General features: G+C 61.7%; 17 protein-coding genes. 7 read left to right on the top strand and 10 right to left on the bottom strand.

Annotated features, from left to right (window positions below):
• Position 1: 1 nt before the first annotated feature.
• Positions 2 to 412: an NUDIX hydrolase gene (locus ACA054_RS12210; RefSeq protein ID WP_497689601.1), complete on the bottom strand. Its 411-nt coding sequence runs from the start codon at positions 410 to 412 to the stop codon at positions 2 to 4.
• 989 nt (positions 413 to 1401) lie between these two features.
• Here ACA054_RS12210 and ACA054_RS12205 point away from each other — a divergent pair.
• Together ACA054_RS12205 and ACA054_RS12200 are read left to right on the top strand one after the other, a co-directional pair.
• Positions 1402 to 2427, top strand: coding sequence for an IS110 family RNA-guided transposase (locus ACA054_RS12205; RefSeq protein WP_497685641.1), 1026 nt, complete (start codon positions 1402 to 1404; stop codon positions 2425 to 2427).
• Between the two features lie 466 nt (positions 2428 to 2893).
• Positions 2894 to 3112, top strand: a complete 219-nt coding sequence (locus ACA054_RS12200; RefSeq protein WP_497689600.1) for a DUF4287 domain-containing protein — start codon at positions 2894 to 2896, stop codon at positions 3110 to 3112.
• A 70-nt stretch (positions 3113 to 3182) separates the two neighbouring features.
• Here ACA054_RS12200 and ACA054_RS12195 read toward each other — a convergent pair whose 3' ends face one another.
• Positions 3183 to 3398: a hypothetical protein gene (locus ACA054_RS12195; RefSeq protein WP_497689599.1), complete on the bottom strand. Its 216-nt coding sequence runs from the start codon at positions 3396 to 3398 to the stop codon at positions 3183 to 3185.
• Between the two features lie 171 nt (positions 3399 to 3569).
• Here ACA054_RS12195 and lldD point away from each other — a divergent pair, with 171 nt between their 5' ends.
• The 5 genes from lldD (at position 3570) to ACA054_RS12170 (ending at position 12596) form a co-directional block, all read left to right on the top strand.
• Positions 3570 to 4715, top strand: a complete 1146-nt coding sequence (gene lldD / locus ACA054_RS12190; RefSeq protein WP_497689598.1) for an FMN-dependent L-lactate dehydrogenase LldD — start codon at positions 3570 to 3572, stop codon at positions 4713 to 4715.
• A gap of 37 nt (positions 4716 to 4752) precedes the next feature.
• On the top strand, positions 4753 to 5520 hold the full coding sequence (locus ACA054_RS12185) for a metallophosphoesterase (RefSeq protein WP_497689597.1): 768 nt from the start codon (positions 4753 to 4755) through the stop codon (positions 5518 to 5520).
• Between the two features lie 262 nt (positions 5521 to 5782).
• Positions 5783 to 6301, top strand: a complete 519-nt coding sequence (locus ACA054_RS12180) for an HIT family protein (protein ID WP_497689596.1) — start codon at positions 5783 to 5785, stop codon at positions 6299 to 6301.
• An 84-nt stretch (positions 6302 to 6385) separates the two neighbouring features.
• Positions 6386 to 8092, top strand: a complete 1707-nt coding sequence (locus ACA054_RS12175; protein ID WP_497689595.1) for an amidase — start codon at positions 6386 to 6388, stop codon at positions 8090 to 8092.
• 409 nt (positions 8093 to 8501) lie between these two features.
• Complete coding sequence (locus ACA054_RS12170; protein ID WP_497689594.1) at positions 8502 to 12596, top strand: bifunctional nitrate reductase/sulfite reductase flavoprotein subunit alpha; 4095 nt, start codon at positions 8502 to 8504, stop codon at positions 12594 to 12596.
• Positions 12597 to 13235: 639 nt separating this feature from the next.
• On the opposite strand, the gene ACA054_RS12165 is transcribed toward ACA054_RS12170, so the two are convergent.
• From ACA054_RS12165 to ACA054_RS12130, 8 genes are all read right to left on the bottom strand, one after another.
• The gene (locus ACA054_RS12165; RefSeq protein WP_497689593.1) at positions 13236 to 14561 is read right to left on the bottom strand and encodes an OprD family porin; all 1326 of its coding nucleotides are present in this window, start codon (positions 14559 to 14561) and stop codon (positions 13236 to 13238) included.
• A gap of 334 nt (positions 14562 to 14895) precedes the next feature.
• Entirely contained in the window at positions 14896 to 16539 is a 1644-nt protein-coding gene (locus tag ACA054_RS12160; protein WP_497689592.1) for a fatty acid--CoA ligase, read from the bottom strand.
• Positions 16540 to 16563: 24 nt separating this feature from the next.
• The gene (locus tag ACA054_RS12155) at positions 16564 to 18342 is read right to left on the bottom strand and encodes an acyl-CoA dehydrogenase C-terminal domain-containing protein (protein ID WP_497689591.1); all 1779 of its coding nucleotides are present in this window, start codon (positions 18340 to 18342) and stop codon (positions 16564 to 16566) included.
• A gap of 6 nt (positions 18343 to 18348) precedes the next feature.
• Complete coding sequence (locus tag ACA054_RS12150; protein ID WP_497689590.1) at positions 18349 to 20868, bottom strand: efflux RND transporter permease subunit; 2520 nt, start codon at positions 20866 to 20868, stop codon at positions 18349 to 18351.
• A 16-nt stretch (positions 20869 to 20884) separates the two neighbouring features.
• Positions 20885 to 21973: a WD40/YVTN/BNR-like repeat-containing protein gene (locus ACA054_RS12145; protein ID WP_497689589.1), complete on the bottom strand. Its 1089-nt coding sequence runs from the start codon at positions 21971 to 21973 to the stop codon at positions 20885 to 20887.
• Positions 21974 to 22182: 209 nt separating this feature from the next.
• On the bottom strand, positions 22183 to 23541 hold the full coding sequence (locus ACA054_RS12140; RefSeq protein WP_497689588.1) for a DUF1329 domain-containing protein: 1359 nt from the start codon (positions 23539 to 23541) through the stop codon (positions 22183 to 22185).
• Positions 23542 to 23582: 41 nt separating this feature from the next.
• Positions 23583 to 25586, bottom strand: coding sequence for a DUF1302 domain-containing protein (locus ACA054_RS12135; protein WP_497689587.1), 2004 nt, complete (start codon positions 25584 to 25586; stop codon positions 23583 to 23585).
• Between the two features lie 128 nt (positions 25587 to 25714).
• The gene (locus tag ACA054_RS12130) at positions 25715 to 26281 is read right to left on the bottom strand and encodes an RBBP9/YdeN family alpha/beta hydrolase (RefSeq protein ID WP_497689586.1); all 567 of its coding nucleotides are present in this window, start codon (positions 26279 to 26281) and stop codon (positions 25715 to 25717) included.
• Between the last annotated feature and the right edge of the window lie 303 nt (positions 26282 to 26584).

The following is a 26584-nucleotide window of genomic DNA, read 5'->3' as shown; positions in this document are numbered from 1 at the left end:
TTCAGGCCGACAGCGTGGCCGTCAGGTACCGTAATGCCCGGCGGAAGACCGGATGACAATCGACCATCGGCAATTCATCGAGCGGGGCCCAGAAAAAGCTGAAGGCATGGTCATGGTCATCGAGCGTCTGGTGGGTCCATTGCTCCGGCAGCGGTGCCTGTGCGTGGCACAGTTGAAATGACCATACTTGCTCGAGATGTTCGGCGTTCCAGCAACCCAGATCACTGACAACCGCGGCATCGTCAATTCCAGACTCCTCGCTCAATTCACGAAGAGCGGCCTCGGCGGGTGTTTCACCTGACTCGATGGTGCCTTTGACCAGTTGCACGCCTGCCAGGGGATGGCGAAACAGAAGGATGCGTGGCCCAGCAGTACTGGAGAGGATGACGGGGCAAGCCTTGTTCGGTGACATGGCGACGTCCTTATCGACAATGAAGCCAGCATCATACGGCCTTTGACACGCGTTTGAACTGACCCCCAAATGTTGGACGGTCTTTGTCGCTAGCCAGCGGATCGTGTTCTGTATTCCACAGGGCTCAGTCCGTCAACCCGTGACTACCTCCACCGGCGCCTCTACCAACGTTGATCCACGCCGCGTCAAAACCTGTGGGAGATTTGTTGTCTGAGTACATATCCATTGCTGCGGTAACGGCCACTTAGGGTTTCGCCCTTACGGCGAGTCCCTTTTTCAAACGCCAAAAAGGAACCAAAAGGCTTTGCCCCACCACTCGGTGCCTCGCTAGGGCTCGGCATGCCCTCACTCCGGCATTGCTCCGTGGGTCGCCGCGATGGGCCATCCCTGGCCCAGCGCGGCTAAACCGGCGTCCTGCCGGTTTACCCACTGCACAATGCCTGCGTTCGGCCATCGTGGTTAACGGGGCGCCCAAATCTAAAGCCAAAGCGAGGCGGCCTTAAAGCCGACCTGACTTTACGGCTGTACCTGATCCCCTGTGGGAGCGAGCTTGCTCGCGATGGTCGCCAACGATAACGCGTCCTGTCTGGATGAACGCGTTGTCTGGAAGTCCATCGCGAGCAAGCTCGCTCCCACAGTTGGATCTCGGACAGACCTTCAATCAGGTCGGCTATAAGGCCGCCTCGCTTTTGCTTTGGCTTTGATTTTCTTGCCCCATCGAGAGGCCGAGTGGAGGTTCTGCGCAGTGGGCAACCCGGCATGGATGCCGGTTTAGCCGCGCTGGGCCAGGGACGGCCCATCGCGGCGGGCCCACGGAGCAGGACCGGAGCGAGGGCATGCCGAGCCACAGCGAGGCACCGAACGTCAGGGGCAAGAGCCCTTGGTTACTTGGGGCTTTTCCAAGTGACTCGCTAATGAAATGGCTACCCCCGCCGCCCCCGGTGATCGCCCACTAAGCTTTCACCGGGGGCTCACCGGAGACCATTGCCATGAACAAAGTAGCTATTGCCGCCATCGACCTGGGAAAACACACCTTTCATTTGCATGCTCAAGATGATCGCGGGCATGAGCTCTACCGCAAAAAATTTACGCGTACCGCGCTCATCCAGCATCTGGCAAATGTCGAGCCTTGCACCGTGGTGATGGAAGCCTGTGGCGGAGCCCATTTCATGGCACAGGAGGTCGCAAAGCTTGGACATTTACCCAAGCTCATTGCCCCTCATCTTGTACGTCCCTACGTGAAAAGCAACAAAAACGACTTCGCCGATGCCGAAGCGATCTGCGAGGCAGCGACTCGCCCGACGATGCGCTTTGTGCCGCCCAAAACCCAGACCCAGCAGGTGCTGGCCATGTCCAACTCGATACGCGATGCGTTCATCAAGGATCGCACCGCAACCGCCAATCGGATTCATGCAGCCCTTCTGGAGGTTGGCGTCAGCCTGGCCCCCGGCTTCAAATCGATCAACACTCTGCCGGCGCTGCTTGAGGCGAGTTCAATGTCTGAGCCCTTCAAAAAAAATCTGACGAGGCTGTATCGACATTTCAAGAATCTGGAAGAGGAGATCAAGTCGCTGGACAAGGAGTTGCAATGCCAGGCCGCTGAAGATGATCTGGCATCTCGCTTGATGACCATGCCGTGCGTCGGCCCGATCACCTCCACCGTCCTGGCCGCCGAGTTGGGCGATGGCAAACAGTTCAAATGCGGCCGAGGCTACTCGGCCTCAATCGGCCTGGTGCCCAAGCAGCATTCCACGGGTGGCAAGAGCGTGTTGTTGGGCATCAGCAAGCGCGGAGATCGCAACCAGCGACGCTTGCTGGTCCAGTGCGCCCGGGTGTACCTGATGCATCTGGACCACCAGAAAGGCTGGCTGGCGGACTGGGTCCGGCAGCTACTGGCCCGCCATCATTCCAACCACGTGGTTTGCGCGCTGGCCAACAAGCTGGCGAGGATCGCCTGGGCGATTGCGGCACACCATACTGAATTCGATGCAGGGCCAAGCGCGATGAACGCCTGACCCTGCTGTCACCCGAGCACCACCCACCTGGTTTTGCGATGCTGGATAACTGATGACGTGAACGGCCAACCGGCCTGACGACAACCCTGGGCTCTTACACGGCTGAAAGGCCGTCTCGCTAATAAGGATCGTTGGGCATCGATTCTCATCGAGGCGCGGGGCGACACCCCCACTCAGACGCCGAATAGATGAAAGCAAGCCAAACACGCATCAAAAACAGTATTGCAGAAAAGGGGGTAACCATAGATGTAAGAGCGAAACCCTAGGTGGCCGTTACCGCAGGAATGGATATGTACGCTTGAAAGACAATCATCGACTATCAAGGCAGGACCCTCCTTGCGCCAGGAGTGGACGGCGGATTCAGCGCAGGCTAAAAAGTAACGTAGTGCTGCGTTGGGAGCATTACCCGACTTTCCAGTGCGCTCGGCACATCCCCTGCTAACCCGGCAAAAAAGGAGTTTTGAACGTGACTGAAGAGACACAAACGAAAGGGCCCGCCTCGTACTTCCCTTCAATCGAAAAAAAGTACGGGCACCCGGTCACCCACTGGCTTGATCTGCTCAAGACAGTCAGCAGCAAGAAGCACATGGAAATGGTCGCCTGGCTCAAGACCGAGCACGGCTTGGGTCATGGCCACGCCAACGCTCTGGTTGCCTACCACCTGGCCAGCGCGAAAACCCAGTGACAGGGCCTGGATCGACTTTTACCCAGACCCCTGCCCCCTGGCGCCCTTTCAGCAGTTTGACGGGCGCCAGTCACGCGAGCTTGATGCTGCCACCCTGGATCTCGTCACGGGCGATCCGCAAGTCGATGGCGTCCTGGTTGAGACGATGAATCAGGTTGAGCAAGCGTTGGCGCAGCACTTCGTCCTTGAGCTGTTCAGCTGCGCGCATCACATCCAGCGCCGCGCCCTCATTGTTGGCGGCGACGGAGTCGAGCAGTTTGCGCATGCTTCTTGTTGGCCGATTCATTGGTCGCTCCTTGAGTTTTGGTTGAGGCGGATCATAGGCGCGTTATGTTTCGTCCATGTTGCAGCCACAAAAGGTTTGAACGGCTTTTCAACAGGGTTGCGATGGCATGGGCTAATCTGCCTTCAGGCTCGACAGCGTCACCGTCCCTCATCAGATCAAGGCATCGGCAATATGATCATTTCGTCCGCATCCGACTATCGCGAGGCAGCACGTCGCAAGCTTCCGCGTTTTTTGTTCGACTATATCGATGGCGGAGCCTATGCCGAGCATACGCTGAGGGCCAACAGCGCCGATCTGGCGGACGTCAGCCTGCGCCAGCGCATCCTCAAGAACGTCGAAGCGTTGAGTCTTGAAACCACACTGTTCGATCAAAAACTGTCGATGCCCATCGTATTGGCGCCGGTAGGCCTGACTGGCATGTTCGCCCGCCGGGGTGAGGTGCAGGCGGTCAAAGCCGCCGAAAACAAAGGCATTCCGCTGTGCCTGTCCACCGTATCGGTGTGCTCGATCGAAGAAGTCCGCGCCAACACTCAACAACCCATCTGGTTTCAGCTGTACGTGCTCAAGGACCGGGGCTTCATGAGAAATGCCCTGGAACGCGCCAAGGCCGCCGGTGTGCAGAACCTGGTGTTCACGGTCGATATGCCCACGCCCGGCGCCCGCTATCGCGATGCCCATTCGGGCATGTCCGGCCCCTACGCATCGTCGCGGCGAATGCTGCAGGCCATGACCAAACCCGATTGGGCCTTCAACGTCGGCCTCCTGGGCCGCCCCCATGATCTGGGCAATGTATCGAAGTATCTGGGCAAGGCCGTTACGCTCGAAGATTACATCGGCTGGCTGGCCAACAACTTCGACCCGTCGATCAGCTGGAGTGATCTGGAGTGGATTCGCGATTTCTGGAAGGGCCCGATGATCATCAAGGGCATTCTCGACCCCGAGGACGCCAAAGATGCGATCAGTTTTGGCGCGGACGGCATTATCGTCTCCAACCACGGCGGCCGGCAGCTGGACGGTGTGCTCTCCACCGCCCAAGCCTTACCGCCCATCATGCAAGCGGTCGGCAATGACCTCAAGGTACTGGTCGACTCGGGGATCCGCTCGGGGCTGGATGTGGTGCGCATGTTGGCACTGGGAGCAAAGGGGGTACTCTTGGGACGCTCCATGGCCTATGCACTGGCGGCCGATGGTCAACGCGGGGTCGAAAACATGCTGGATATTTTCGCCAAGGAAATGCGCGTGGCCATGACCCTTACGGGGGTCACCTCGATCGATCAGATCAACGAATCGATCCTGGTGCGTCATCCCCTCAAGTAAGTAGCCACCAACATTCATGACTTCCAGGAACCGTTCCATGCGCATCGCCTTGCTTTCCGATATCCACTTGTCCGTCGATGCCCTGCCTTTCCCGGCGGTAGAGGCCGATATCCTGGTCCTGGCCGGCGACATTTCCCGGCCGGCCGCCGCCATCGAGTGGGCCAGGGCATGCCCGACACCGGTGCTGTACGTGGCCGGCAATCACGAATTTTATGGCAGTGACCTGATCTCTACCTACGAGCAGTTGCACAGGTTGACGCAAGGCACATCGATCCGCGTACTGGAACGCACGGTGCACGTTCACGACGGCGTACGGTTCCTCGGCTGTACCCTGTGGTCCGATTACCGTCTCTGTGATCGAGCAGAAGATCGGGCGCAGGGTATCGAACTGGCCACCCGGCTCATCCGCGACTTCAGCCGCATCAGGGTTTCGCCTGATTTTCCAGACCTGTTCACGCCGGCCATTTCCCAGCTTATTTTCATGCAGACAGTCGCCTGGCTGGAAGAATGTTTTGCCGCCGACCGCAGCATCCCCACGGTGGTGATTTCCCATTTCGCACCGACACGGCTGAGCATCAGTCCGACGTTCGCCGATTCGCCGATCAATTCGAGTTTCGTTTCAGACCTTGAAGAGCGGATCAAGCAGTGGCAGCCCGCGCTTTGGCTGCATGGCCATACCCATGGCAGCTTCGATTACCGGATCGGCAAGACCCGGGTCATTTGCAACGCCCGGGGCTATGCCAAGGATGGCGTCAATGAAAATGCTCAATTCAACGCCGCCCATGTGATTGACCTGAACCTCTGAAAGCCTTGGCAATGATCGGCGGGCCTACCCTGTTCCCCGGCCTCATACCAAAGCGTTAACCTGCCACACCCTTGTCTAGTGGCCGGCGGCAGGGTTTGCCCCTACATTGCCCGCGCCAAAAGGGAACCGTGCCATAAGCCCTTTGGACCTTGCTCACGGCTTCAGCGCAAAAAGCGTATCGCACGAAGCTTTGCTGGATTTAGAATCTGTCGTGGCCAACCCACTCGCCCCTTTCGGCAGCTCCGCCAACGGACATTGACCCATGGACATCGCACCCCGTTTCATCATTCATGAAACCGCCCACTGGATCCTCAACCACCATATGTCTTCGGCGCTCCCCGGCTATCTGGTCCTGGGAACCCGGCACAACGCCAATTCGCTGTCCGACCTCCCCGAGCAGGCCCTGGCCGAGATGGGCGTGCTGCTCGCCAGGATCCAGAAAACCCTGCAGTCGGAGTTGAAGCCCAAGTGGCTCTACATCAGCCGATTCGGCCATGATCCGCGCTTCCCCATCCATTTCCATTACATACCGGTGTATCCGTGGGTCGAGGACCTGTTCTGGCAGGATGAGCGCTATAGGTTGCTGGAAAACTTCGGCTCCAGTGCCATGGCGCACACACTGACCGATGGCGCGGAAATGACCCTGTTCATCTGGCGTGAATTTGGCGAGAGCCCACAACCACCGGTCGTTGAAGGGCCTTCGATCGACCAGGTCATCGACCGTTTGCGCACATGTTTCAGTCCGGTGAGCCAGCGCCTGCTTGCTCAAGTCGACAGCTGACTTCGGCGATCGCGGTGCTAACATGACGGGCGTACCCGGATGCCTCACCCTGTGCATCCCCCATCAACAGCCGGCAGTCACCGCATGATCGAAGTCACCGAAGTTTCCATTGCCCAACTGCGCGCTGCGCTCGAATCCGGCCAGACCACTGCCGTTGAGCTGGTCCAGGCCTATCTGGCCAGGATCGATGCCTACGACACGCCCCAGACGCCTACCGCGCTCAACGCGGTGGTGGTGCGCAACCCCGATGCGTTGAAAGAGGCACAGGCCAGCGATGCCCGTCGAGCCAAGGGCCAGGCACTGGGCCCGCTCGATGGCATTCCCTATACGGCCAAGGACAGTTATCTGGTCAAGGGGCTCACCGCCGCCTCCGGCAGTCCTGCCTTCAAGGACCTGGTTGCCTATCGCGATGCATTCACCGTCGAACGCTTGCGCGCTGGCGGTGCCATCTGCCTGGGCAAGACCAATATGCCGCCGATGGCCAACGGCGGCATGCAGCGTGGCGTATACGGCCGCGCAGAAAGCCCGTACAACGCCGACTATCTCACCGCCCCCTTCGCCTCGGGCTCTTCGAACGGTGCAGGGACGGCCACCGCCGCCAGTTTTGCCGCCTTCGGCCTGGCTGAAGAAACCTGGTCGAGCGGTCGCGGCCCTGCGTCCAACAATGGCTTGTGTGCCTACACGCCTTCGCGCGGGGTGATCTCGGTGCGCGGCAACTGGCCGTTGACGCCGACCATGGACGTCGTCGTGCCGTTTGCCAGAACCATGGCGGACCTGCTCGAGGTGCTCGACGTGGTGGTGGCCGAGGACCCCGACACCCGCGGCGATCTGTGGCGCATGCAACCCTGGGTGCCGATTCCGGCTGTCGCCTCGGTGCGCCCCGCTTCTTACCAGGACCTGCCGGCCAATGCCGCGGCATTGGCCGGCAAGCGCCTGGGCGTTCCGCGCATGTACATCAACGCCGATCCCGAAGCCGGCACCAGCGAAGCCCCTGGCATCGGCGGCCCGACCGGGCAGCGCATCCACACCCGGGCTTCGGTGATCGGGCTCTGGGAACAGGCACGCCAGGCCTTGCAAGCCGCCGGCGCCGAAGTCATCGAGGTGGATTTCCCGCTTGTCTCCAACTGCGAGGGCGATCGTCCCGGTGCGCCGACCGTGTTCAACCGCGGGATCGTGTCCAAGGAGTTCCTGCATCACGAGTTGTGGGACCTGACGGCCTGGGCGTTCGACGATTTCCTGCAGGCCAACGGCGATCCGCAATTGAACCGCCTGGTCGATGTCGACGGACCACTGATTTTTCCCCATGACCCGGGCACCCTGCCCAACCGCGAGGGCGACCTTGCCGCTGGCATGGACGAGTACGTGCGCATGGCCGAGCGCGGGATCACGCCGTGGGACCAGATCCCGACAGTGCCTGACGGCCTGCGCGGCCTTGAACAGACCCGCCAGCTCGATCTTGAGCAGTGGATGGATCGGCTGGGGCTCGATGCGGTGATCTTCCCGACGGTCGCCGATGTCGGCCCGGCCAATGCCGACGTCGATCCGGCAGCGGCGGACATCGCCTGGAGCAACGGTGTCTGGGTAGCCAACGGCAACCTCGCGATACGCCATCTGGGTGTGCCAACGGTCACCGTGCCGATGGGTGTCATGCCGGACATCGGCATGCCCGTGGGGCTGACCTTTGCCGGTCGCGCCTATGACGACTCGACCCTGCTGCGCCTGGCGTCGGCGTTCGAGGCCACAGGTTCGAAGCGCTTGATCCCACCGCGTACCCCAGCGCTGGGCAAGTGATAGCGCGGGCGGGACTGGAGCACTACAGGCGCCAGTCCCGGCACCGCCACCGACTGGTGCACCCGGGTGCACATGGCGCTTTATAAAAGTGCAGGCACTTTTCATTTAAACCGCCTGTCGACGATCTCCCACCTGCATTCCCCTCGCCCAAGAGCCGCACAAGACCGCGGTTTTCACCCGGCAAAGCCGCCCGCACAGCCCCGCCCGCCCTGGTATCGGCAACGATCACGACCTGTAGGGCATTTCTGGCGCGTGACTTGCTAGGAACACCTCAACCCTGCAGTCAACGCTGATTGCATGCATACGACAAAGGCGCCGTGTGTCCCCCGTTTTTTCTGACGGTGGGTCACATGGCGCCTTTTTTGTTTCCGGCATCGGCAACGGCCGGCAAGAGATTCGAGGGGCGAGAATGGCAAGCAAAACCGTACGCAGCGTGTGTCCCTATTGTGGTGTGGGCTGCGGCATCGTCATGCAGGTCGAAAACAACCGGGTCGTCAAGGTCAGCGGCGACAAGGCGCACCCGACCAACGCCGGCAGACTCTGCACCAAAGGCACGACCTGCGGCCAGGCCATCGCCGAGTCGGGCCGGATGGAGCATGCCTACCTGCGCCAGGAACGCCGCCGCGATCCGGTGCGTATCGCCATGGACACGGCCATCAGCGAGACGGCCAACCGGCTACGCGACACCCTCGATCGCCACGGCCCCGATGCGTTGTCGTTCTACGTGTCCGGGCAAATGTCCCTGGAAGCCCAATACCTGATCAACAAACTGGCCAAGGGTTTTGTCGGGACCCACAACATAGAGTCCAATTCCCGCCTGTGCATGGCCAGCGCCGGCAGCGGCTACAAGCTCTCCCTCGGTTCTGACGGCCCCCCGGGTTCGTATCAGGACTTCGATCATGCGGACCTGTTTTTCGTCATCGGCGCCAACATGGCCGACTGTCACCCGATCCTGTTCCTGCGCATGATGGACCGGGTCAAAGCCGGGGCGAAGCTGATCGTGGTCGACCCACGGCGCAGCGCCACCGCGGACAAAGCCGACCTGTTCCTGCCGATCCTGCCTGGGACCGACCTGGCGTTGCTCAATGGCTTGCTGCACCTGCTGGTGAAAAACGGCCACACCGACCCGGCCTTCATCGCGGCGTTCACCGAAGGCTGGGACGCCATGCCCGAATTCCTCGAGGACTATCCGCCAGCCACTGTCGCGCACATCACCGGCCTGCCCGAGGCGGACATTCGCCAGGCCGCGCAATGGATCGGCGAGGCCGCGCAGTGGATGAGCTGCTGGACCATGGGGCTGAACCAAAGCACCCACGGCACCTGGAACACCAATGCCCTGTGCAACCTGCACCTGGCCACCGGCGCGATCTGCCGACCAGGCAGCGGGCCGTTTTCCCTGACCGGGCAACCGAACGCCATGGGCGGTCGCGAGATGGGCTACATGGGCCCAGGCCTGCCCGGCCAGCGTTCGGTGCTGGTGGAGGCGGACCGCACGTTCATCGAGGACTTGTGGAGCATCCCGCGCGACAGCCTGCCGCGCAACGTCGGTGGCGGCACCGTGGCCATGTTCGAAGACATGAGCGCAGGAAGGATCAAGGCCTGCTGGATCATCTGCACCAACCCGGTGGCGTCGGGGCCCAACCGCCAGAAAGTGATCGACGGCCTGCAGGCGGCCGAACTGGTCATCACCCAGGATGCCTACCTCGACACCGAAACCAACCGTTACGCCGACATCCTGCTGCCCGGCGCGCTCTGGGCCGAGGCCGAGGGCGTGATGATCAACTCCGAGCGTAACCTGACGCTGATGCAAAAAGCCGTGGAGCCTCCAGGCGAGACGCTGCCCGACTGGCAGATCATCGCGCGGGTGGCCTGCGAGATGGGCTTCGCCGCGGCGTTCACCTACAACAGTGCCGACGAGGTATTTGAAGAGATCAAGCGCGCCTGGAACCCCAAGACCGGTTATGACATTCGCGGCGCCAGCTACCCACGCCTGCGCGACAAACCCTTGCAATGGCCCTGCGCCTCCGATGCCGCGCTGGAGCGCAATCCGATTCGCTACCTCAACAATGGCGTGAGCCAGACACTCAAGATCGAAGCCGATGGCAGCCAGCCGGCGATCGTCTTTGCCACCGAGCACGGCAAGGGCATCTTCCTCGCCCGGCCGCACATGGCGCCGGCGGAGATGCCGGATGAAGCCTTTCCCTTCGTGCTCAACACCGGACGCTTGCAGCACCAGTGGCACACCCTGACCAAGACCGGCAAGGTGGCGACCCTGAACAAGCTCAATCCCGGCCCCTTCGTCGAGATCCATCCCGAGGATGCAAGCCACTTGGGCATCAAGGACAAGGACCCGGTCGAGGTACGCTCAGTGCGAGGTCGCGCCGTGTTGCCGGCGGTGGTGAGCGACCGCGTGCGCCAGGGCAACTGTTTTGCGCCTTTTCACTGGAACGATGTGTTTGGCGAGAACCTGGCGATCAATGCCGTGACCAACGATGCCGTCGACCCGATATCGCAGCAGCCTGAATTCAAATTCTGTGCGGTCGCCCTGCAACGTGTCGAACTGATCGACCATCAGTTCCTGCAAACGCCAGCGCCTGCCACCGTCGACTCATCCCCCTTACCAGAGGAACTCGCCATGTCGAGCATCGAGACCTTCGCTGATCTCGCGGGCATCCGTCGCCTGCCCTCCCCGCAATTGAACGACAGTGAACGCACCTACCTCGCCGGTTTTCTCAGCGGCCTGCAATCCCCGGCCGGTCGCCAGGCCGCTGGCGTGCCGGTGCTGCCACCCAGCGCGCCGCTGGCTACCGAGACTCGGCTGTGGCTGGATGGGCTCCTGGGTGGTTTGTTCAGTCGGGTCGATGCGGGTGTAGCTGACCAGGCAGGAACCTTGTTGCCCGTCACCGCAGAAAACGCCCCCGCCGTGACCTTGCTCTGGGCGTCGCAAACCGGCAATGCCGAAACCCTGGCCGAGCGTCTTGCCGCGCGCCTGCGCGATGGCGGTTTCGCCGTGGAGCTGAGCGCGATGGCCGACTTTCCCGCCAGCAAGTTGGCCAGCACGCAGAATCTGGCCCTGATCAGCAGCACCTTCGGCGATGGCGATCCGCCGGACAATGGCGAAGGTTTCTGGCACACCCTCAGCACCGCCCAGACGCGCCTGGAATCGCTGCGCTTTGCCGTGCTGGCCCTGGGTGACCCGGCCTACGACCAGTTCTGCAAGCACGGCAAGCAACTCGATCAGCGCCTGCAGGAACTGGGCGCCACCCGCCTGCTGGAACGGGTCGACTGCGACACCGAATTCGAGGAGCGCGCCGATACCTGGCTGGCACAGTTACAGAAGACCCTCAAGCCCGAGCCTGCGGTGGCCGCCCCGGTGCATGACAACAGTGCCGCCAAGACACCCGGCAAGACCAAACCTCATGCTTCGCGGCTGCTGGCCAATCTGCACCTGAACCGCCAGAGTCCGCACAAGGAAACCCGCATGTTTTCCCTGGACCTGGCGGATTCGGGACTGGGCTATGAAGCAGGTGACGCGCTGGGCGTTTATCCGCGCAACTGCCCGGAACTGGTCGACGAGTTGCTCGACCTGACCCGGTTGAATGCCGAGACGACGGTGAGCGTCGATAAAGGCGGCGAGGTGTCGTTGCGTCGGGCTCTGACCGAACACTTTGAAATCGCCCGGCCCAACAGCGACACCCTGGCCTTCATCGCCGAGCGCAGCGCCAACCCCGGCTTGAAACAGCTGCTGGGCAATGAGCACAAGGCTCAGTTGAAAGAATGGTTGTGGGGACGGCAATTGGCGGACGTGCTGCAGGAGTATCCGCTGGACTGCTCGGCGAGCGAGCTCCTGGGCACCTTCAAACGCCTGCAACCGCGCTTGTATTCAATCGCTTCGAGCGCCAAGGCGCATCCACGGGAAGTCCATCTCACCGTGGCCGCGGTGCGCTACGGCAAACGCAAGGGCGTGTCCTCGACCTTCCTCGCCGACCGCGCGCAGGACGCCGAGGTACCGGTTTTCGTCCAGCCGTCGAAACACTTTCGAGTGCCAACCGATGGTGATGTGCCGATGATCATGATCGGCCCCGGCACTGGGGTAGCGCCCTTCCGCGCATTCCTGCAGGAGCGCCGGGCGCGGGGCGACCAGGGCAAGAACTGGCTGTTCTTCGGTGAACAGCACGCCGCCAGCGATTTCTACTACCGCGATGAACTGCAAGGCATGCAACACGATGGCCTGCTGACGCAACTGAGCCTGGCATTTTCCCGTGACCAGGCCGAGAAAATCTACGTGCAGGACCGCATCCGCGAACAAGGCGCCGAACTCTGGCGCTGGCTGCAGGACGGCGCCCGGTTGTACATCTGTGGCGATGCCAGCTGCATGGCCAAGGACGTCGACCAGGCCCTGCGCCAGGTCGCGCAGCACCACGGTGGACTGGACCCGCAAGGCGCTGCGGACTACTGGCGCCAGATGAGTGAGCACAAGCGTTACTTGCGGGATGTGTACTGAGTGGCCGTCACGCTGATACGGTCAGTTTGGCCATCTCATTAAGCGTGGACGCCATACACATTGTAGGAGCGAGATTGCTCCGGGTGGCGTTCCGACGAAAAACGTCTGGAAAAAACGATCCTTCAGACAGGACGCGTAATCGTTGACGTCCATCGCGAGCAAGCTCGCTCCCACAGGGGATCGGATACACCCGCAAAATCAGGCCGGCCGGTAGGCCGCCTCGCTTTGGCTGTTGCTTTGGCTGTTGCTTTGGCTTTTGATTTTCTTGCCACATCGAGAGGCCGAGTGGAGGTTCTGCGCAGTGGGCAATCCGGCATGGATGCCGGTTTAGCCGCGCTGGGCCAAGGATGGCCCATCGCGGCGGGCCCACGGAGCAGGACCGGAGCGAGGGCATGCCGAGCCACAGCGAGGCACCGAACGCCAGGGGCAAGAGCCCTTGGTTACTTGGGGCTTTTCCAAGTGACTCGCTGTAAAAGCGAAACCATAGGTGGCCGTTACCGCAGTCATGGATATGTACTCCGACAACAAACATAGGTCGGCTGTCAGGCCGCCTTCGCGAGCAGGCTCGCTCCCACAGTAGATCAGGTACAGCCGCAAGCGACTCGTTGGATATACGGCCGTCTTCGCTGGGAACGGCCGTTACAGCAGCGACAGGGTGTAGTTGATGATGAAGCGATTCTGGTCAACGTTGCGACCGGCGTCGGTGTTCGACTTGCCGTTGCGCACACTAAAGGCAAGCCCCCTGAGCGCACCCGATTGAATCACGTAGTCCAGGGTCATATCACGCTCCCACTCGGACTGGTCCGCAGCGTTTTGCACCTTGATGTCCGTGCCCTTGAGATACGCCACTGACGCTTTCAGGCCCGGGATTCCCAAGGGCGCGAAGTCATAGGTGTACTGTCCGAAGCGGGTTTGCTCGCCGGCGCGGGCAAAGCTCTGGATCATGCGGTCGGTGGGCAGGTAGACGCTGCCGCCGCCTGCGCCTTTGTCCACCAGGCTGCCCTGGTTGGGCTGGACAAAGTTGCTGCCATCACCCACTTGCTGGTATCCGAGCGCCACGGCATGTCCACCGTTGGCATAGGTGATCATGGCGGCCCAGGTGTCATTGTCGATTTCACCGTTGTTGTCATCGGTATAACCCGACACGCGATAGCCTTGCGCCCGGCCAGCGGCGGAGCTGTTGGCACCGCTCGAGGTGGTGCGGAAATAACGCAGGTCAGTGGTGATAGCGCTTGCACTGTCGATGGCCAGGCTGTGTGTCAGGCCGATAAAGTTCTGGTTGTAGAAATCTTCCAGTTGCGCGAAGTAGTACTGCGCTTTCAGCGCCTTGGTCACCTCGTAGTCGCCCCCGGCGAAGTAGAACTTGTTGCTGTCCTGGGTTCCGCCAGCAACCGACAAGCCGGTTCGATCGGTCGAGGCACGACCGACCGCGTGCTCCAGCAACCCACCAGTCAGAGTCAGGCCATCGATGTCTTTGGACGTGACCTGGCCACCGGTGAAGGACTGCGGCAGCACTCGGGCATCGTTGGACAGCAGTATCGGCAGCTTCGGCAACAGCGTGCCGTAACGCAATTCCGTCCTGGCGATGCGCATCTTCGCCGTGGGACCGAAGCTGCTCCAGGCATCGGCAGCACCGTCGCCCTTCGAGGGAATCATGCCGCTGCCGACGTGGCGACCGGCGCCGCTGTCCAGGGTAATCCCTTGCAACGCCTGAGCATCGAGCCCGAACCCCAGGGTGCCTTGGGTGAACCCCGATTCATAACGCAGCACGAAACCCTGGGCGGCCTCTTCGGTCCTGGAAGGGTCGGCGCTGCCGTCGCGGTTATCGCTGTTGAAGTACAGGGTGCGCATGGAAAGGCTGGCCTTGCTGTCTTCCAGAAAGCCGCGTGCGCCAGGCTCGGCTGCCTGTGCGCCCATCGAACCGCTGAACAGCAGGATGGCGGTGGGGATTGCTCGTTTGAACATGCGGTACTCCTCGGGAGGGTCACGTCGAAATATTTGTGAAACTCTTAGAACATTTCGAGGCGCGACTTTCAAACGAGGTGAAAGTAATTTCCGTAGAGGGATAAGAGTTGTCGCAATGAGGTACGCAACCTCATGGTTTTTGCAAAACGATCGGGGGGATTTTCATCGAAATCGGGCGTGCCATGACGCCTGCGGATCATCCGCGGTGGTCCTGTAGGAGCCAGGCTTGCCGGCGAAGGCGCCCTCGAATATTGCGCTGACCTCTCGGGCCTCTTCGCCGGCAAGTCGGATCGCCGCACCGCTGGCTCCTACAGTTCAAGCCGATCGCAAAACTTTAGACAAGCTCCTGTTCCCGGATCAGCTTCTTGTTGATTTTGCCGACGCTGGTCTTGGGAATCTCGGCGACGAACTTGAACTGCTTGGGGATCGCCCATTTATTGATCCGGCCGAGCTCGACAAACCCTTGCAGGTGCGCCTCGAGGATCTTGCGGTCGAGGTATTGCCCCGGTTCGCACACCACCAGGGCCATGGGCCGTTCGCCCCATTGCTCATCGGCAATGCCCACCACCGCGACCGACAGCACCGCCTCGTGTTCGCTGATCAGGCTTTCCAGCTCCAGAGAGCTGATCCACTCCCCGCCCGTCTTGATCACGTCCTTGATGCGATCCTTGATTTCCACACCGCCCAACGGGTCGATCGAAGCCATGTCGCCGGTGTGCAACCAGCCGTCTTGCCACAGCTCGGCGCCTTTTTGCGGCTCCTTCAAATAGCCTTGGGTCAGCCAGGGCGCGCGCACCACGATCTCGCCCAGGGATTCGCCGTCGTGGGCAACATCGTTGCCACTGGCATCGATGATTTTCAGGTCGACCATCGGCACCGGGGTGCCGGTCTTGATGCGCGTCGGCAGTTGGGCCTGGGTGGATAGCTTGCGGTCTTCATCGCGCAGGTAAGTCAGGCACAGCAGCGGGCAGGTTTCCGACATGCCGTAGCCGGCGTGCACCACCATGCCTTTGGCACTGGCTTCGCTGGCAATGCCCAAGGGCAGCGCGCTGCCACCCAGGAGCATTTTCCAGCCGTCGAAACGGGCGGACTTGCCTTGCTCACAGTTGAGGATCATTTGCAGGATGGTCGGCACACAGTGGGAAAAGGTCACCTTCTCCTCCTGATAAAGCCGGACCAGGCTGTTGGGTTCATAGCGGCCGGGATAGACCTGCTTGATGCCCATCAGGGTAGCGACGTAAGGCACACCCCATGCATGCACGTGGAACATCGGCGTGATCGGCATGTACACGTCGTCGGAACGCAGCAGGGGTGTCCCCTGGTAAACGCCCAATGTCCCCACCGCATTCAAGGTGTGCAGGACCAATTGGCGATGGGTGAAATACACGCCCTTGGGGTCGCCGGTGGTGCCGGTGGTGTAGAACAGCGTCGCCACCGAGTTCTCGTCGAAATCGGGAAAGTCGTACTGGTCCGAGCACTGGGACAGCAACTGCTCGTACTCGCCCTGTACCGGCAATGAAGTGTCGGATGCCTGGTCATCGGTGAGCTGCACAAAGCCTTTGACCGTGGTCAGTCGTCCCTGGATCTGCTCCACCAGCGGCAGGAAATCGTCATGCACCAGCACCAGGTCGTCCTCGGCGTGGTTCATGGTGAACAGCACCTGCTCCGGCGACAGGCGAATGTTCACCGTGTGCAGCACCGCGCCGATCATCGGCACGGCAAAGAAGCATTCCAGGTAGCGATGGCTGTCCCAGTCGAGCAGGGCCACGGTGTCCCCGGCCTTGACCCCGGCCGCGGTCAGCGCATTGGCCAGGCGGCGGATACGCTGGTTGAGGGTCTGGTAGCTGTAGCGCAGTTTGTCGGCGTAGACGATTTCCCGGCCCGGTTCGTAGCGCACCCCGGACAGCAGCAATTGCTTGATCAGCAAGGGATAGGCATAGGCGCCGTCGGCGGGTGGAATTATTTTTGTCGCCATCATGATTGAGGTTCCTTGTCCTTTCGATCAGAACTGGTCGGCTTGCAGCTCGTAGAGGCAGTCGCTACCGGCTTTGGCCGATGCGCTCAACGAGTGGATACGCGGCAGCAACCGGGCGAAATAGAAACGCGCGGTGGCCAGTTTGCTGGTGTAGAAATCGTCCTCGGCATCGCCGCTCACGACGGCCTTGGCCATGCGCGCCCACATGTAGGCGTACGCGGTGTAGCCGAACACCTGCAGGTACTCGACCGAGGCCGCGCCGATTTCATTCGGGTTGCCCTGAGCCCGGTCCAGCAGCCAGGCCGTGAGTTCGTCGAGGGTGTCCACGGCGGCGTTCAACGGCTGGGTGAACTCGCCGAGGTCAGCGCTGGCGCTGGCAGTGAAGTTGCGAATTTCCGAAGCAAACAAACGGTAGAGCGCCCCGCCGCTGCCGACGATTTTGCGCCCGGCCAAGTCCAGGGACTGGATGCCGTTGGTGCCTTCGTAGATCTGCGTGATGCGCACATCACGCACCAGTTGCTCCTGGCCCCACTCGCGAATGTAACCATGGCCGCCGAAAATCATCTGCCCGTGCAGGGTAGTTTCCAGGCCCATGTCGGTGAGGAACGCCTTGGCCACCGGGGTCAACAAGGCCACCAGTTCCTGGGCGCGGGTACGCTCCGTCGGGTCTTCACTGAATTTGGCGATGTCCAGTTGCAGGGCGACGTAGCTGGAGAACGCCCGGCCGCCCTCGTTCAAGGCCTTCATGGTCAACAGCATGCGCCGCACGTCGGGGTGGACGATGATCGGGTCGGCGGCCTTGTCCTTGCACTGCGCACCGGTTGGCGCACGGCTCTGCAGGCGATCACGGGCGTACGCCAGTGCGTTCTGGTAGGAACGTTCGCCCTGGGCCAGACCCTGGATGCCCACGCCTAGACGCTCGTAGTTCATCATGGTGAACATCGCCGCCAGGCCTTTGTTCGGTGCGTCGAAGATCCAGCCGGTGGCGCCGTCGAAGTTCATCACACAGGTGGCGGAGGCCTTGATGCCCATCTTGTGTTCGATGGAACCGCAGGACAGCGAGTTACGCTCGCCCAGGGAGCCGTCGGCATTGACCAGCACCTTGGGCACCAGGAACAGCGAAATGCCTTTCGGCCCCGCCGGTGCATCCGGCAGCCGCGCCAGTACCAGGTGGATGATGTTTTCGGTCAGGTCGTGCTCGCCGCCGGTGATGAAGATCTTGCTGCCGCTGATCTTGTAGCTGCCGTCGGCCTGGGGCTCGGCCTTGGTGCGGATCAGCCCCAGGTCGGTGCCCGCATGGGCCTCGGTCAGGCACATCGAACCGGTCCAGGTGCCGGCGTACATGTTGGGCAGGTAACGCTGCTTGAGTTCTTCACTGGCGTGAGCCTTGATCGACAGACAGGCGCCGGCGGTCAGCATCGGGTACAGGCCAAACGACAGGCTGGCCGCGTTGACCATCTCTTCGACCTGCGCCGAAATCGCCTTGGGCATGCCCATGCCGCCGTACTGCGGATCACCGCCGACACCGACCCAACCGCCTTCGGCGAAAGCTTGATAGGCCTCGGCAAAACCGTCTGGCGCGGTGACCGAACCATTGCTCCAGGTACAGCCCTGCTCGTCGGTGGCGCGGTTCAAGGGTGCGATGACTTCGCCACTGATCTTGCCGGCTTCTTCGAGGATCGCGGCGGCGGTTTCTTCATCGATCGCGTCGCACAGGCCAGGCAATCTGGCCCAGAGCCGGGACACCTGGAAAACCTCGTTGAGTACGAAGCGCATGTCGCGCAGGGGAGCTTTGTAATCAGACATCTTGGCTTACTCGGAAGTGGTCACGGCATGCGGCATGCCGGGACGTTCAGTGGATTCAGTGATTTCGGCTGCCGCAACAGAACCGGGCTGCGGTGCCCGTTCGCGCAACAGGAAGTAGGACAGGGCCGGGATCAGGATCAGCGCACCGAGCATGTTCCACAGGAACATGAAGGTCAGCAGGATGCCCATGTCGGCCTGGAACTTGATCGGTGACCAGACCCAGCACACCACGCCGGCCGCCAGGGTGATGCCCACCAGCCCGACCACCCGGCCGGTGAACGACACGGCGTTGCGGTAGGCCTGGGACAGCGGCAGGCCCTGGCGCTGGAAGTGCAATTGCACGCTGAGCAGGTACAAGGCGTAGTCAACGCCGATCCCGACACCCAGGGCGATCACCGGCAAGGTCGCGACCTTTACGCCAATGCCCATGGCCACCATCAGCGCTTCGCAGAGGATCGAAGTCAGCACCAGCGGCAGCAACGCCACCAGGGTGGCGCGCCAGCTGCGGAAGGTGATCAGGCAGAACAGCGTCACCGCCAGGTAGACGTACAGCAGCATGGTGCGGTTGGCCTCGCGCACCACGATGTTGGTCGCGGCTTCGATCCCGGCACTGCCGGCCGCCAGCAGGAACTGGCGATCCTCGGTACTGTTTTCCCGGGCGAACTGGTCGGCGATGGCCACGACTGCATCCAGGGTCTCGGCTTTATGGTCCTTGAGGAAGGCAATCACCGGCATCAACGAGCAGTCGGTGTTGAACAGCTCCGGCGAGTTGACCGAGGCCTGTTGCGCGGCGTAGTTCAAGACGTCCTGGTTGCGCTGGATGCTGTTGAGCTTGGGGTTGCCCTCATAGGTGCCGGCGGTGATCTGGCGTACCGCGTTGACCAGCGAAGCGGTCGCCTGCACGCCCGGATACTGTTGCAGTTCCCAGGCAAGGCGGTCGGCGAGTATCAAGGTCTTGTAGTTCAGGCAGCCTTCCGGCGCGGTCTTGATCATCACCGCGAACAGGTCGCTGGACAGCGCGTAGTGGCTGGTGATGTAGGCGTTGTCGCGGTTGTAGCGCGAGTCGGCGCGCAACTCCGGCGCCCCGCTTTCAAGGTCGCCGATTTTCAGTTGCAGGCTGACCATGAAGCCGCCGATGCCCATCAACACCGCGACCAGCACGGCCCCCGTGGCCCACTTGCGTGTGGTGAAGCGATCGAGCAGGTCCCAGAGTTTGCCGAAGCCTTTGTGGTGTTCGGCACGGGTGTCGATTTTCAGCGCGCGCTCGGCCGCCTTGCGCCCGACACCGATGTAGGACAGCGCCACCGGCATCAGCAACAGCGAGGTGAAGATCAGCACCGCAACGCCAATGCTGGCGGTGATCGCCAGGTCCTGGATCACCGGGATATCGATCAGCATCAGCACGGCAAAGCCCACCGCGTCAGCCAGCAACGCGGTGACCCCGGCAATGAACAGACGGCGGAAGGTATAGCGAGCCGCGATCAGCTTATGGGTGCCACGGGCGATGTCCTGCATGATCCCGTTCATCTTCTGCGCCGCGTGGGACACGCCGATGGCGAAGATCAGGAACGGCACCAGCACCGAGTACGGATCGATGGCGTAACCCAGCCAGGCAACGATGCCCAGTTGCCAGACCACCGCGATCAGCGAGCAACCGACCACCAACAGCGTGCTGCGCACACAACGGGTATAGGCGTAGATGATGATCAGGGAGGTGACCACAGCCAGGCCGAAAAACATCATCACCTGGATCAGGCCGTCGATCAGGTCGCCCATCAGTTTGGCGAAACCGATCACCCGCACCTTGTATTGGCCCTTGCCCTCTTCCCCGGATTTTCGCGCCGCGCTGTCACCGGCGAATTCGATCTTGTCGCGCAACTGCTCTTCGAGCATCTGCGAAAAGGCGTGGTAGTTGATGCGTTGGCCGCCGGCGGCGGACTTGTCCAGCAGCGGTACGATCAGCATGCTCGACTTGTAGTCGCTGGCCACCAGGCTGCCGACGATACCGGCGCGGGAAATGTTCTGGCGCAGCTGTTCGATTTGCTCGGGTTTGCCCTCATAGGTATCAGGCATCACCGGGCCACCCTGGAAGCCCTGCTCGGTGACTTCGGTCCAGCGCACCGCCGGACTCCACAACGACTTCATCCAGGCACGGTCGACACCTTCGGTGAGGAACAGCTGGTCGTTGACCTGCTTGAGTACGTCCAGGTACTCAGGGTCGAAAATATCGCCCTTGGTGTTCTCGACCACCACCCGTACCGAGTTGCCCAGGCCACGCAAAGACTGGCGGTTCTCCAGGAAATTCTGGATGTACGGCTGGCTCTGCGGGATCATTTTTTCGAAGCTCGGCCGCAGCTCCAGGCGCGTCGCGGCCATGTAGCCCAGGACCACGGTGGCCAGGGCCATCAGCAGCATGAACAGCGGCCGATAGTTGAACACCAGCCGTTCCAGCAGGTTGCCGGAGCGGCGGTCGAAGTCGCGCAGCTCGCGGATCACCGGCATGGCGTCTTGTTTGATATTGCCCATGTCTGGGTTCTCGCTCTTAGAATTCGAGGGCTGGATCGGCGGCTAGCGTCTGGGCGCCACGGCTGCCCGCAACTACCAACACGCCAGCGGCGGACTGGGTGGCACCGGCGACCGGGGTGCGTGCCGGTTGCTGCACCAGATGCAATTGCGCGCCAGTGCCCTGGCTGACCAGCATCTGCCCGCCCTGTGTGAACAGGCGGTAATTGCCACGGGCATCAACGAGGCCGGCAGTAATACTGACGTGCAGGCCGGTCTCCAGCGCGGTCCAGTTCTGGCCGCCGTCGCTACTGCGCAGCACGTTGCCGCGCAAGCCGTAGACCAGCACTTCGCCAGGCTTGCCGAGCACGCCGAAGAAGCTGCCCTGATAAGGCGTCGACACGGCGGCGAAGCGTTGGGCGTGGTCATCCCATTTGAGCAACAGGCCTTGCTCGCCGGCGATGTACAGACTGTCGCCGGTGGAAGCGATGGCGTTGAGGTGCAAGCCTTGCGGGTTGTCGGTGCGATCCTGGAATGGCGTCCAGCTCTGGCCGCCATCCTCGGTGCGCAGGATCAGGTTGAACACACCGACCACATAGCCGACTTTGTCATTGGCGAACCAGACGCCGAGCAGCGGTTTGTCGGCGCCCTGTTCGACAAGGCGCTGACCTTCGGCGACCAGCAGCGGCCATTGTTCGTTGCCCGGTTCGGCACTGGCCAACGCCGTGTAATGCTTGATCAGCAAAGCGCCGATCTGGCGGCCGTCGAGTTGCTTATTCCAGGTCGCACCAGCGTCGCTGCTGTGCAGCACCACGCCGTCATTGCCCACCGCCCAGCCTTCGGCGGCGCCAGGAAAACTCACGGCGGTGAGGTCGGCACTGACCGGCACGGCGGCCTGTTGCCAGTGCTTGCCGGAATCATCGGAAAACAGGATATGGCCTCGCTGGCCAACGGCGATCACGCGATCACCGGTGCGGGCCATGCCGGACAACGGGCTGTTGATGGCCAAGGCACTGACCCTGGCAGGCAGGTCCAGCACATCGACGTAATCGGCCGCGTGGGTGACGCCCTGCAACAGGCCGAGCGCCAGGGCAAACGCCACGTGCTTGAAATTCTTGTATGAACACATACCGCGTCCTCTTCGGAAAACCGCGCCGGGACACACATCGGTGTGCCTGACGTTCAAACCTTGCGCCATGCAGGTCATGTGGGAGCGAGCCTGCTCGCGATGGACGTCAACGATGACGCGTGCTGTCTGGATGCCCGCGTCGCCCTCTGGTCCATCGCGAGCAGGCTCGCTCCCACAGTGGATCGTGCGAGCATCTGCTTGCGGTTGGCTTAGCGAATGCCGCTGCCGGCCAGGGATTCCGAGGACCACTGGGCCTTGGAGAGCGGTTCGATGTACTTGATGCCGCCGTAAGGGCCGACTACACCGTTGATGTTGTAGGAGCCGCCCACCAGGTCGTAGATCATGAACGGCGTGGAGTCCGGAACCTGCTTGTCATAGCTCTGGCTGAGGAAGGCGAAGGAACCGCGATAGAGCTGACCACGGGCGTCATATTGATCCGAGGCCAGAGCGCTCCAGCTGTCTTCGTCGAGGTAGAAGCGGCGTTTGGCATAGATGTGCCGAGCGCCCGCCTTGAGGTTGCCTTCCACGACCCAGACGCGGTGTTTTTCCCAGCGCACGAAGTCCGGAGACAGGTGATTGGCGGTGGTCAGCGACTTCGGATCCTGGGCGTAGGTCAGCTTGTAGGTGTTGTAGGGCACGATCATTTCCTGCTTGCCCACCAGCTTCCAGTCGTAGCGATCCAGCGCACCGTTGAACACGAACACGTCGTCGTAGGTGCCTGCGCCTGCGGTCCCTGGGTTCGGCGTGTCGTACGCCAGGTTCGGCGCCAGTTTGACCCGACGCTGACCCGGCAGGTATTGCCAGGCGCGGCGCGGTTGCTGCAGCGGGTTGGCGGCGTCCTTGAGCATCACCGCTTCGCCAGCGCGACGCGCCGGGCCGGTGTACGACAGCTTCATCTGGTAGTACACGTCGGCGCTGCTGATCGGCTGCGTGAGGTTTTCGTAGATCGGGTAGGAAATGAACGCCTGCCCGGTGGTGGCCAGGCTTGGCACGCCGGCGGAGTCAACGTTCCACGAGTCGTACTTGGAGTTGATGCTCACACCCTGATAACGCAGCAGGAAGTTCCACATCGCTTCGTTGCCCGACTGCGGGATCGGGAACGGTACACCCGGCAGCACGTTATCGATGGCCAACCCGCCTTCGAGGGACTTGGCACCACTGGCGTTCTTCACGCCGTTATCGAGGATGGCCTTGGGCAGCGAAACGGTGCGGTGGGTCGGGTACACGTCGACACGGAACGTCGGGAAACGCTTGGCCAATTCCACCGTGGTGGCGCTGAGCAAGCCCTTGTACTGATCGACGTTCTTGCCGTCGATCACCAGCAAGGGTTTTTCACTGGCAAACGGATCCGGGCGCATGCTGTCACCGGATTTGAAACTGGCCGGCGGGGTGGTCAGGCCACCGTTGTAGGCGGGAATGGAACCATCAGCGTTCCCGGCCTTTTCGGCGCCCACCAGGGTCAGGCTGCTGCCCAATTTGGCAGCGTCCTGGGTTGAAACAGCGGCCTGTAGCTGGGCGGCAAGGACCATGGCCAGCGAAGCGGCCAACACGGTTTTCACGAATTTCATCTTGTTATTCTCCTGCTTGCATCGAGCAAATCAGTGGTGAATCAAAAGGTTGTTTTCATCGTCAGGTACACGGCACCACGGTCCTCAGTCGTGGCACCACCTCCGGAAAAGGACGAGTAGCCACCGGCGTAACAGGCGTAGTTTTCGTTGCCGCTGAAAGCGTTCGGCGTAGCGCCGTCACCGCCAGTCGGGCCGGTGCTCACACCACTGACGTTGCACTTGTCGGCCTTGCCGAAAGAGTCCACGTACTTGAGGTCGACGAAGTATTTGTTGTACACAACGGCCCCGAGGCCGACTGCGTAGTTACCGGTGTCCTTGGCACCGCCACCGGAGACCGGTGACACGCCATCGAGACCGAGGTTGATGGACATCGGTGCGTTGAGGTCGACACCGGGAAACACCTGGTACCAGGTCGGTGTGAAGTTGACCGCGATGCCCCAGTTGTCCCGGGTCGGCTGATCGATGCCGTGGTAGGTGCCCTTGCCTTTGTAGAGCGCCTCGTTCTTGCTATCGAGCTTGAGCAAGTTGCTGTAGTACAACTCGGCGAGCAGGGTCGCCGAATCGAACACGGGGGTTTTCGGCATGGTCATCAGACCGTTGACCGTCCAGTGCAGGGTGTCGCCGGTGGCGGCCATGCTGTCGCCCTTTTCCGGGGTGTCATAGATCACACCGGTGCCGGGCGTGCGCGCCGGCAACAGGCCAAGACCCTGGCCAAGGCCCAGCGGACTGTTGGTGCTGACGATCGCCGGAATACTGGCCAGCGGCATGTTGTGCCGCACGTTCAGGTCCGAACCCACGCTCACCCCGCCGACGTCCTTGGACAGGCTCAGACCGACGATCTTGACGTTGTCGGCATAGGCCATTTGATAGGTGGCGGTGCTCAGCGAGTTGAGCGTATTGATTACCGCGGGCACCTGCCCGGCCGGACGGGTGCCGTTGGGGTTGGCCGAGCTCAGGCCTCGGGCATCCAGCCAGGCTTGCGGGAGGATTTCCGAGGTTTCGCGGTAGTAGACGCCGAGGGTGCCGTCCAGCCAGGCTGGCGACCACTTGGCCATGATGCCCCAGTCGCCGCGCTTGTCCGGGGTCAGGTCATGCCCGCGACGCACGTTGGTCAAGCCGTTGCACGGCGCCAGGCCACAGCCCAGCGGGCTGCCCGGGACCACGCCGTTGGTGTTGCCGAGCAGGAACGACTGCGCACCGAAACCGATCAGATCGGAACCACCGTAGTAGGTGCCCGCTTCTGGCAAGCGCGCGGCATCCCAATCGAGGAAATACTGGGCACCCACGGTCAATTCCGGGTTGACGGTGAACGTCATCGACAGCTGGTTGCGTGGAACAAATAGTTCCTTGGCTTCAGTGCCTGGCGACGCGGCGAGTTTGGCCAGGTCCAGGCCGGACTGGCCGTAGCTGATCGAATGCACCGGGTTGAGAATGGTCTCGCCCCAGAACACGTTGTGCTGGCCAGCCTTGAAGCTCAGCAGCGACTCCTCGCCCACTTCGGTGCTGTAGAACACGAAGGCATCGAGAATTTCGCCGGACGGGCCGCTGTAGTAACGCTGGGCATAGTTGCTCAGGTGCGGGCTGCCGTTGCCGACGTTGTCACTGGTGACCCCGGCCAGGCGCGGGTCGTTGGCGATCAGGTCCGAGGTCGAACCGTTGCCGTTAACGAACGGGTTGGAATTGGAGCCGGTGTTCGCGTAGGCCTTGTCGTACCAGCTGGCGGCGCTGACGCGAAAGCCCATGTGGTTCTGGTAGACCACGTCCATCTCGGTCAGCAGGTCGACACGGTTGGTGATGTTGGTGCCGGACTTGCGGAAGTTGTAGTCACCGTCGTTGTTGTTGGGCGTGGCCAACATGCGCTTGTCGGCGCTTTCGGTGCGTACGCCGTAGTTGTACTTGACGGTGTTATCCAGGCGAACGTTCCAGTCCGGGTTACCCGTCTCGATCTCGCCCGCATGGGCCATCGGCACCGTTGCCGCGAGAATGGCCGAGGCCAGTAAGGTGTAGCGTGAAGCGGTGAACCCGTGACTCTTGTTGTTGTGCATTGCGTTGTCTCCGCCTTTTTGTATTTGTTTTAAGCGCAGCAGCCCCCGCGTAACCCCTTGTTCCAGGGGTTTACGTTTTTCAGGAGTGAGGGTGAATGCCGGATGGCGCGGGCCAACCGGCGCCTGAACTAGCGATCCAGCTCGAGGATGAGGGCTTCGGCTTGCGGCCAGTGCCCATACCCGGCAGCAGGATTGAGATGACCCACGTCACCCAGATTGAGCAGCTCGCTGCCCCAGCCGTCGGCCATGTGCGTAACGGCGTCGAGGCTGGCGAGGTGGTCGTTGGTGCTGGCGGCCACCAGGCTGCGAAACGGCAGCGGGCCTTTGGGTAGCGGGTCCCAACCCTGAGTGCGCAGGGTTTCTGGCGATGGGTAGCTGGACGGCCAAGGGGCATCGAGGTCAGGTGGAGCGGCCAGCAGCGCGCCCTTGATCGGCCGGCTGTGCTGCGCAGCCCAGTGCGCGACCATCAGTACGCCGGCGCTATGGGCAACCAGGATCACCGGCCCGTCGATCTGCTCCAGCGCGTGCTGGATCGCTTGCACGCGCTTGTTGCAGTCGAGCTTGTCGGCTTCCAGCGGCGGCACACTGCGTACCTTGCTCAGCCTGGCTTCAAGCAGCGTTTGCCAATGTTCGGCAACGTGCTCGCGCAGGCCCGGTACGATCAGAACGGTTGCGGCAGTTTGCAGTTTGTTCACTTCAACACCTACGCTTTCTCGATGACTCGACTGGCTCTGTCGCCAGGGGCTTTTTGTAGGACTGACATTAAAGAGCGCCCACCCGAGCTGCTTTTCATTGGACGTCAGGCACTTTTCTTTTCATGACAAATGTTCCGGTGGTGGCGCGGTGCGACCACCGGTCGAAAATCCATGCAGGTTCTGTGCGGGTCACTGTAATCAATGGGTGAGCCTCGACGAGGCTTGTGCAACAGTGGTAAATCGGACAGCAATGGGCGAGTGATCTCGATCACTTCACAGCTGTTCAATTGCTGATGTGCTGGA

This window comes from Pseudomonas sp. LBUM1653, from assembly GCF_059716115.1.
Note: the sequence above shows the minus strand (reverse complement) of the source record. Positions and strands in the feature narration are given on the sequence as shown.

Bases quoted from the DNA above. Each gene is read 5' to 3' on its own strand.
- ACA054_RS12210 (WP_497689601.1), bottom strand. From the start codon at position 412: ATGTCACCGAACAAGGCTTGCCCCGTCATCCTCTCCAGTACTGCTGGG.
- ACA054_RS12205 (WP_497685641.1), top strand. From the start codon at position 1,402: ATGAACAAAGTAGCTATTGCCGCCATCGACCTGGGAAAACACACCTTT.
- ACA054_RS12195 (WP_497689599.1), bottom strand. From the start codon at position 3,398: ATGAATCGGCCAACAAGAAGCATGCGCAAACTGCTCGACTCCGTCGCC.
- lldD (WP_497689598.1), top strand. From the start codon at position 3,570: ATGATCATTTCGTCCGCATCCGACTATCGCGAGGCAGCACGTCGCAAG.
- ACA054_RS12185 (WP_497689597.1), top strand. From the start codon at position 4,753: ATGCGCATCGCCTTGCTTTCCGATATCCACTTGTCCGTCGATGCCCTG.
- ACA054_RS12180 (WP_497689596.1), top strand. From the start codon at position 5,783: ATGGACATCGCACCCCGTTTCATCATTCATGAAACCGCCCACTGGATC.
- ACA054_RS12175 (WP_497689595.1), top strand. From the start codon at position 6,386: ATGATCGAAGTCACCGAAGTTTCCATTGCCCAACTGCGCGCTGCGCTC.
- ACA054_RS12170 (WP_497689594.1), top strand. From the start codon at position 8,502: ATGGCAAGCAAAACCGTACGCAGCGTGTGTCCCTATTGTGGTGTGGGC.
- ACA054_RS12165 (WP_497689593.1), bottom strand. From the start codon at position 14,561: ATGTTCAAACGAGCAATCCCCACCGCCATCCTGCTGTTCAGCGGTTCG.
- ACA054_RS12160 (WP_497689592.1), bottom strand. From the start codon at position 16,539: ATGATGGCGACAAAAATAATTCCACCCGCCGACGGCGCCTATGCCTAT.
- ACA054_RS12155 (WP_497689591.1), bottom strand. From the start codon at position 18,342: ATGTCTGATTACAAAGCTCCCCTGCGCGACATGCGCTTCGTACTCAAC.
- ACA054_RS12150 (WP_497689590.1), bottom strand. From the start codon at position 20,868: ATGGGCAATATCAAACAAGACGCCATGCCGGTGATCCGCGAGCTGCGC.
- ACA054_RS12145 (WP_497689589.1), bottom strand. From the start codon at position 21,973: ATGTGTTCATACAAGAATTTCAAGCACGTGGCGTTTGCCCTGGCGCTC.
- ACA054_RS12140 (WP_497689588.1), bottom strand. From the start codon at position 23,541: ATGAAATTCGTGAAAACCGTGTTGGCCGCTTCGCTGGCCATGGTCCTT.
- ACA054_RS12135 (WP_497689587.1), bottom strand. From the start codon at position 25,586: ATGCACAACAACAAGAGTCACGGGTTCACCGCTTCACGCTACACCTTA.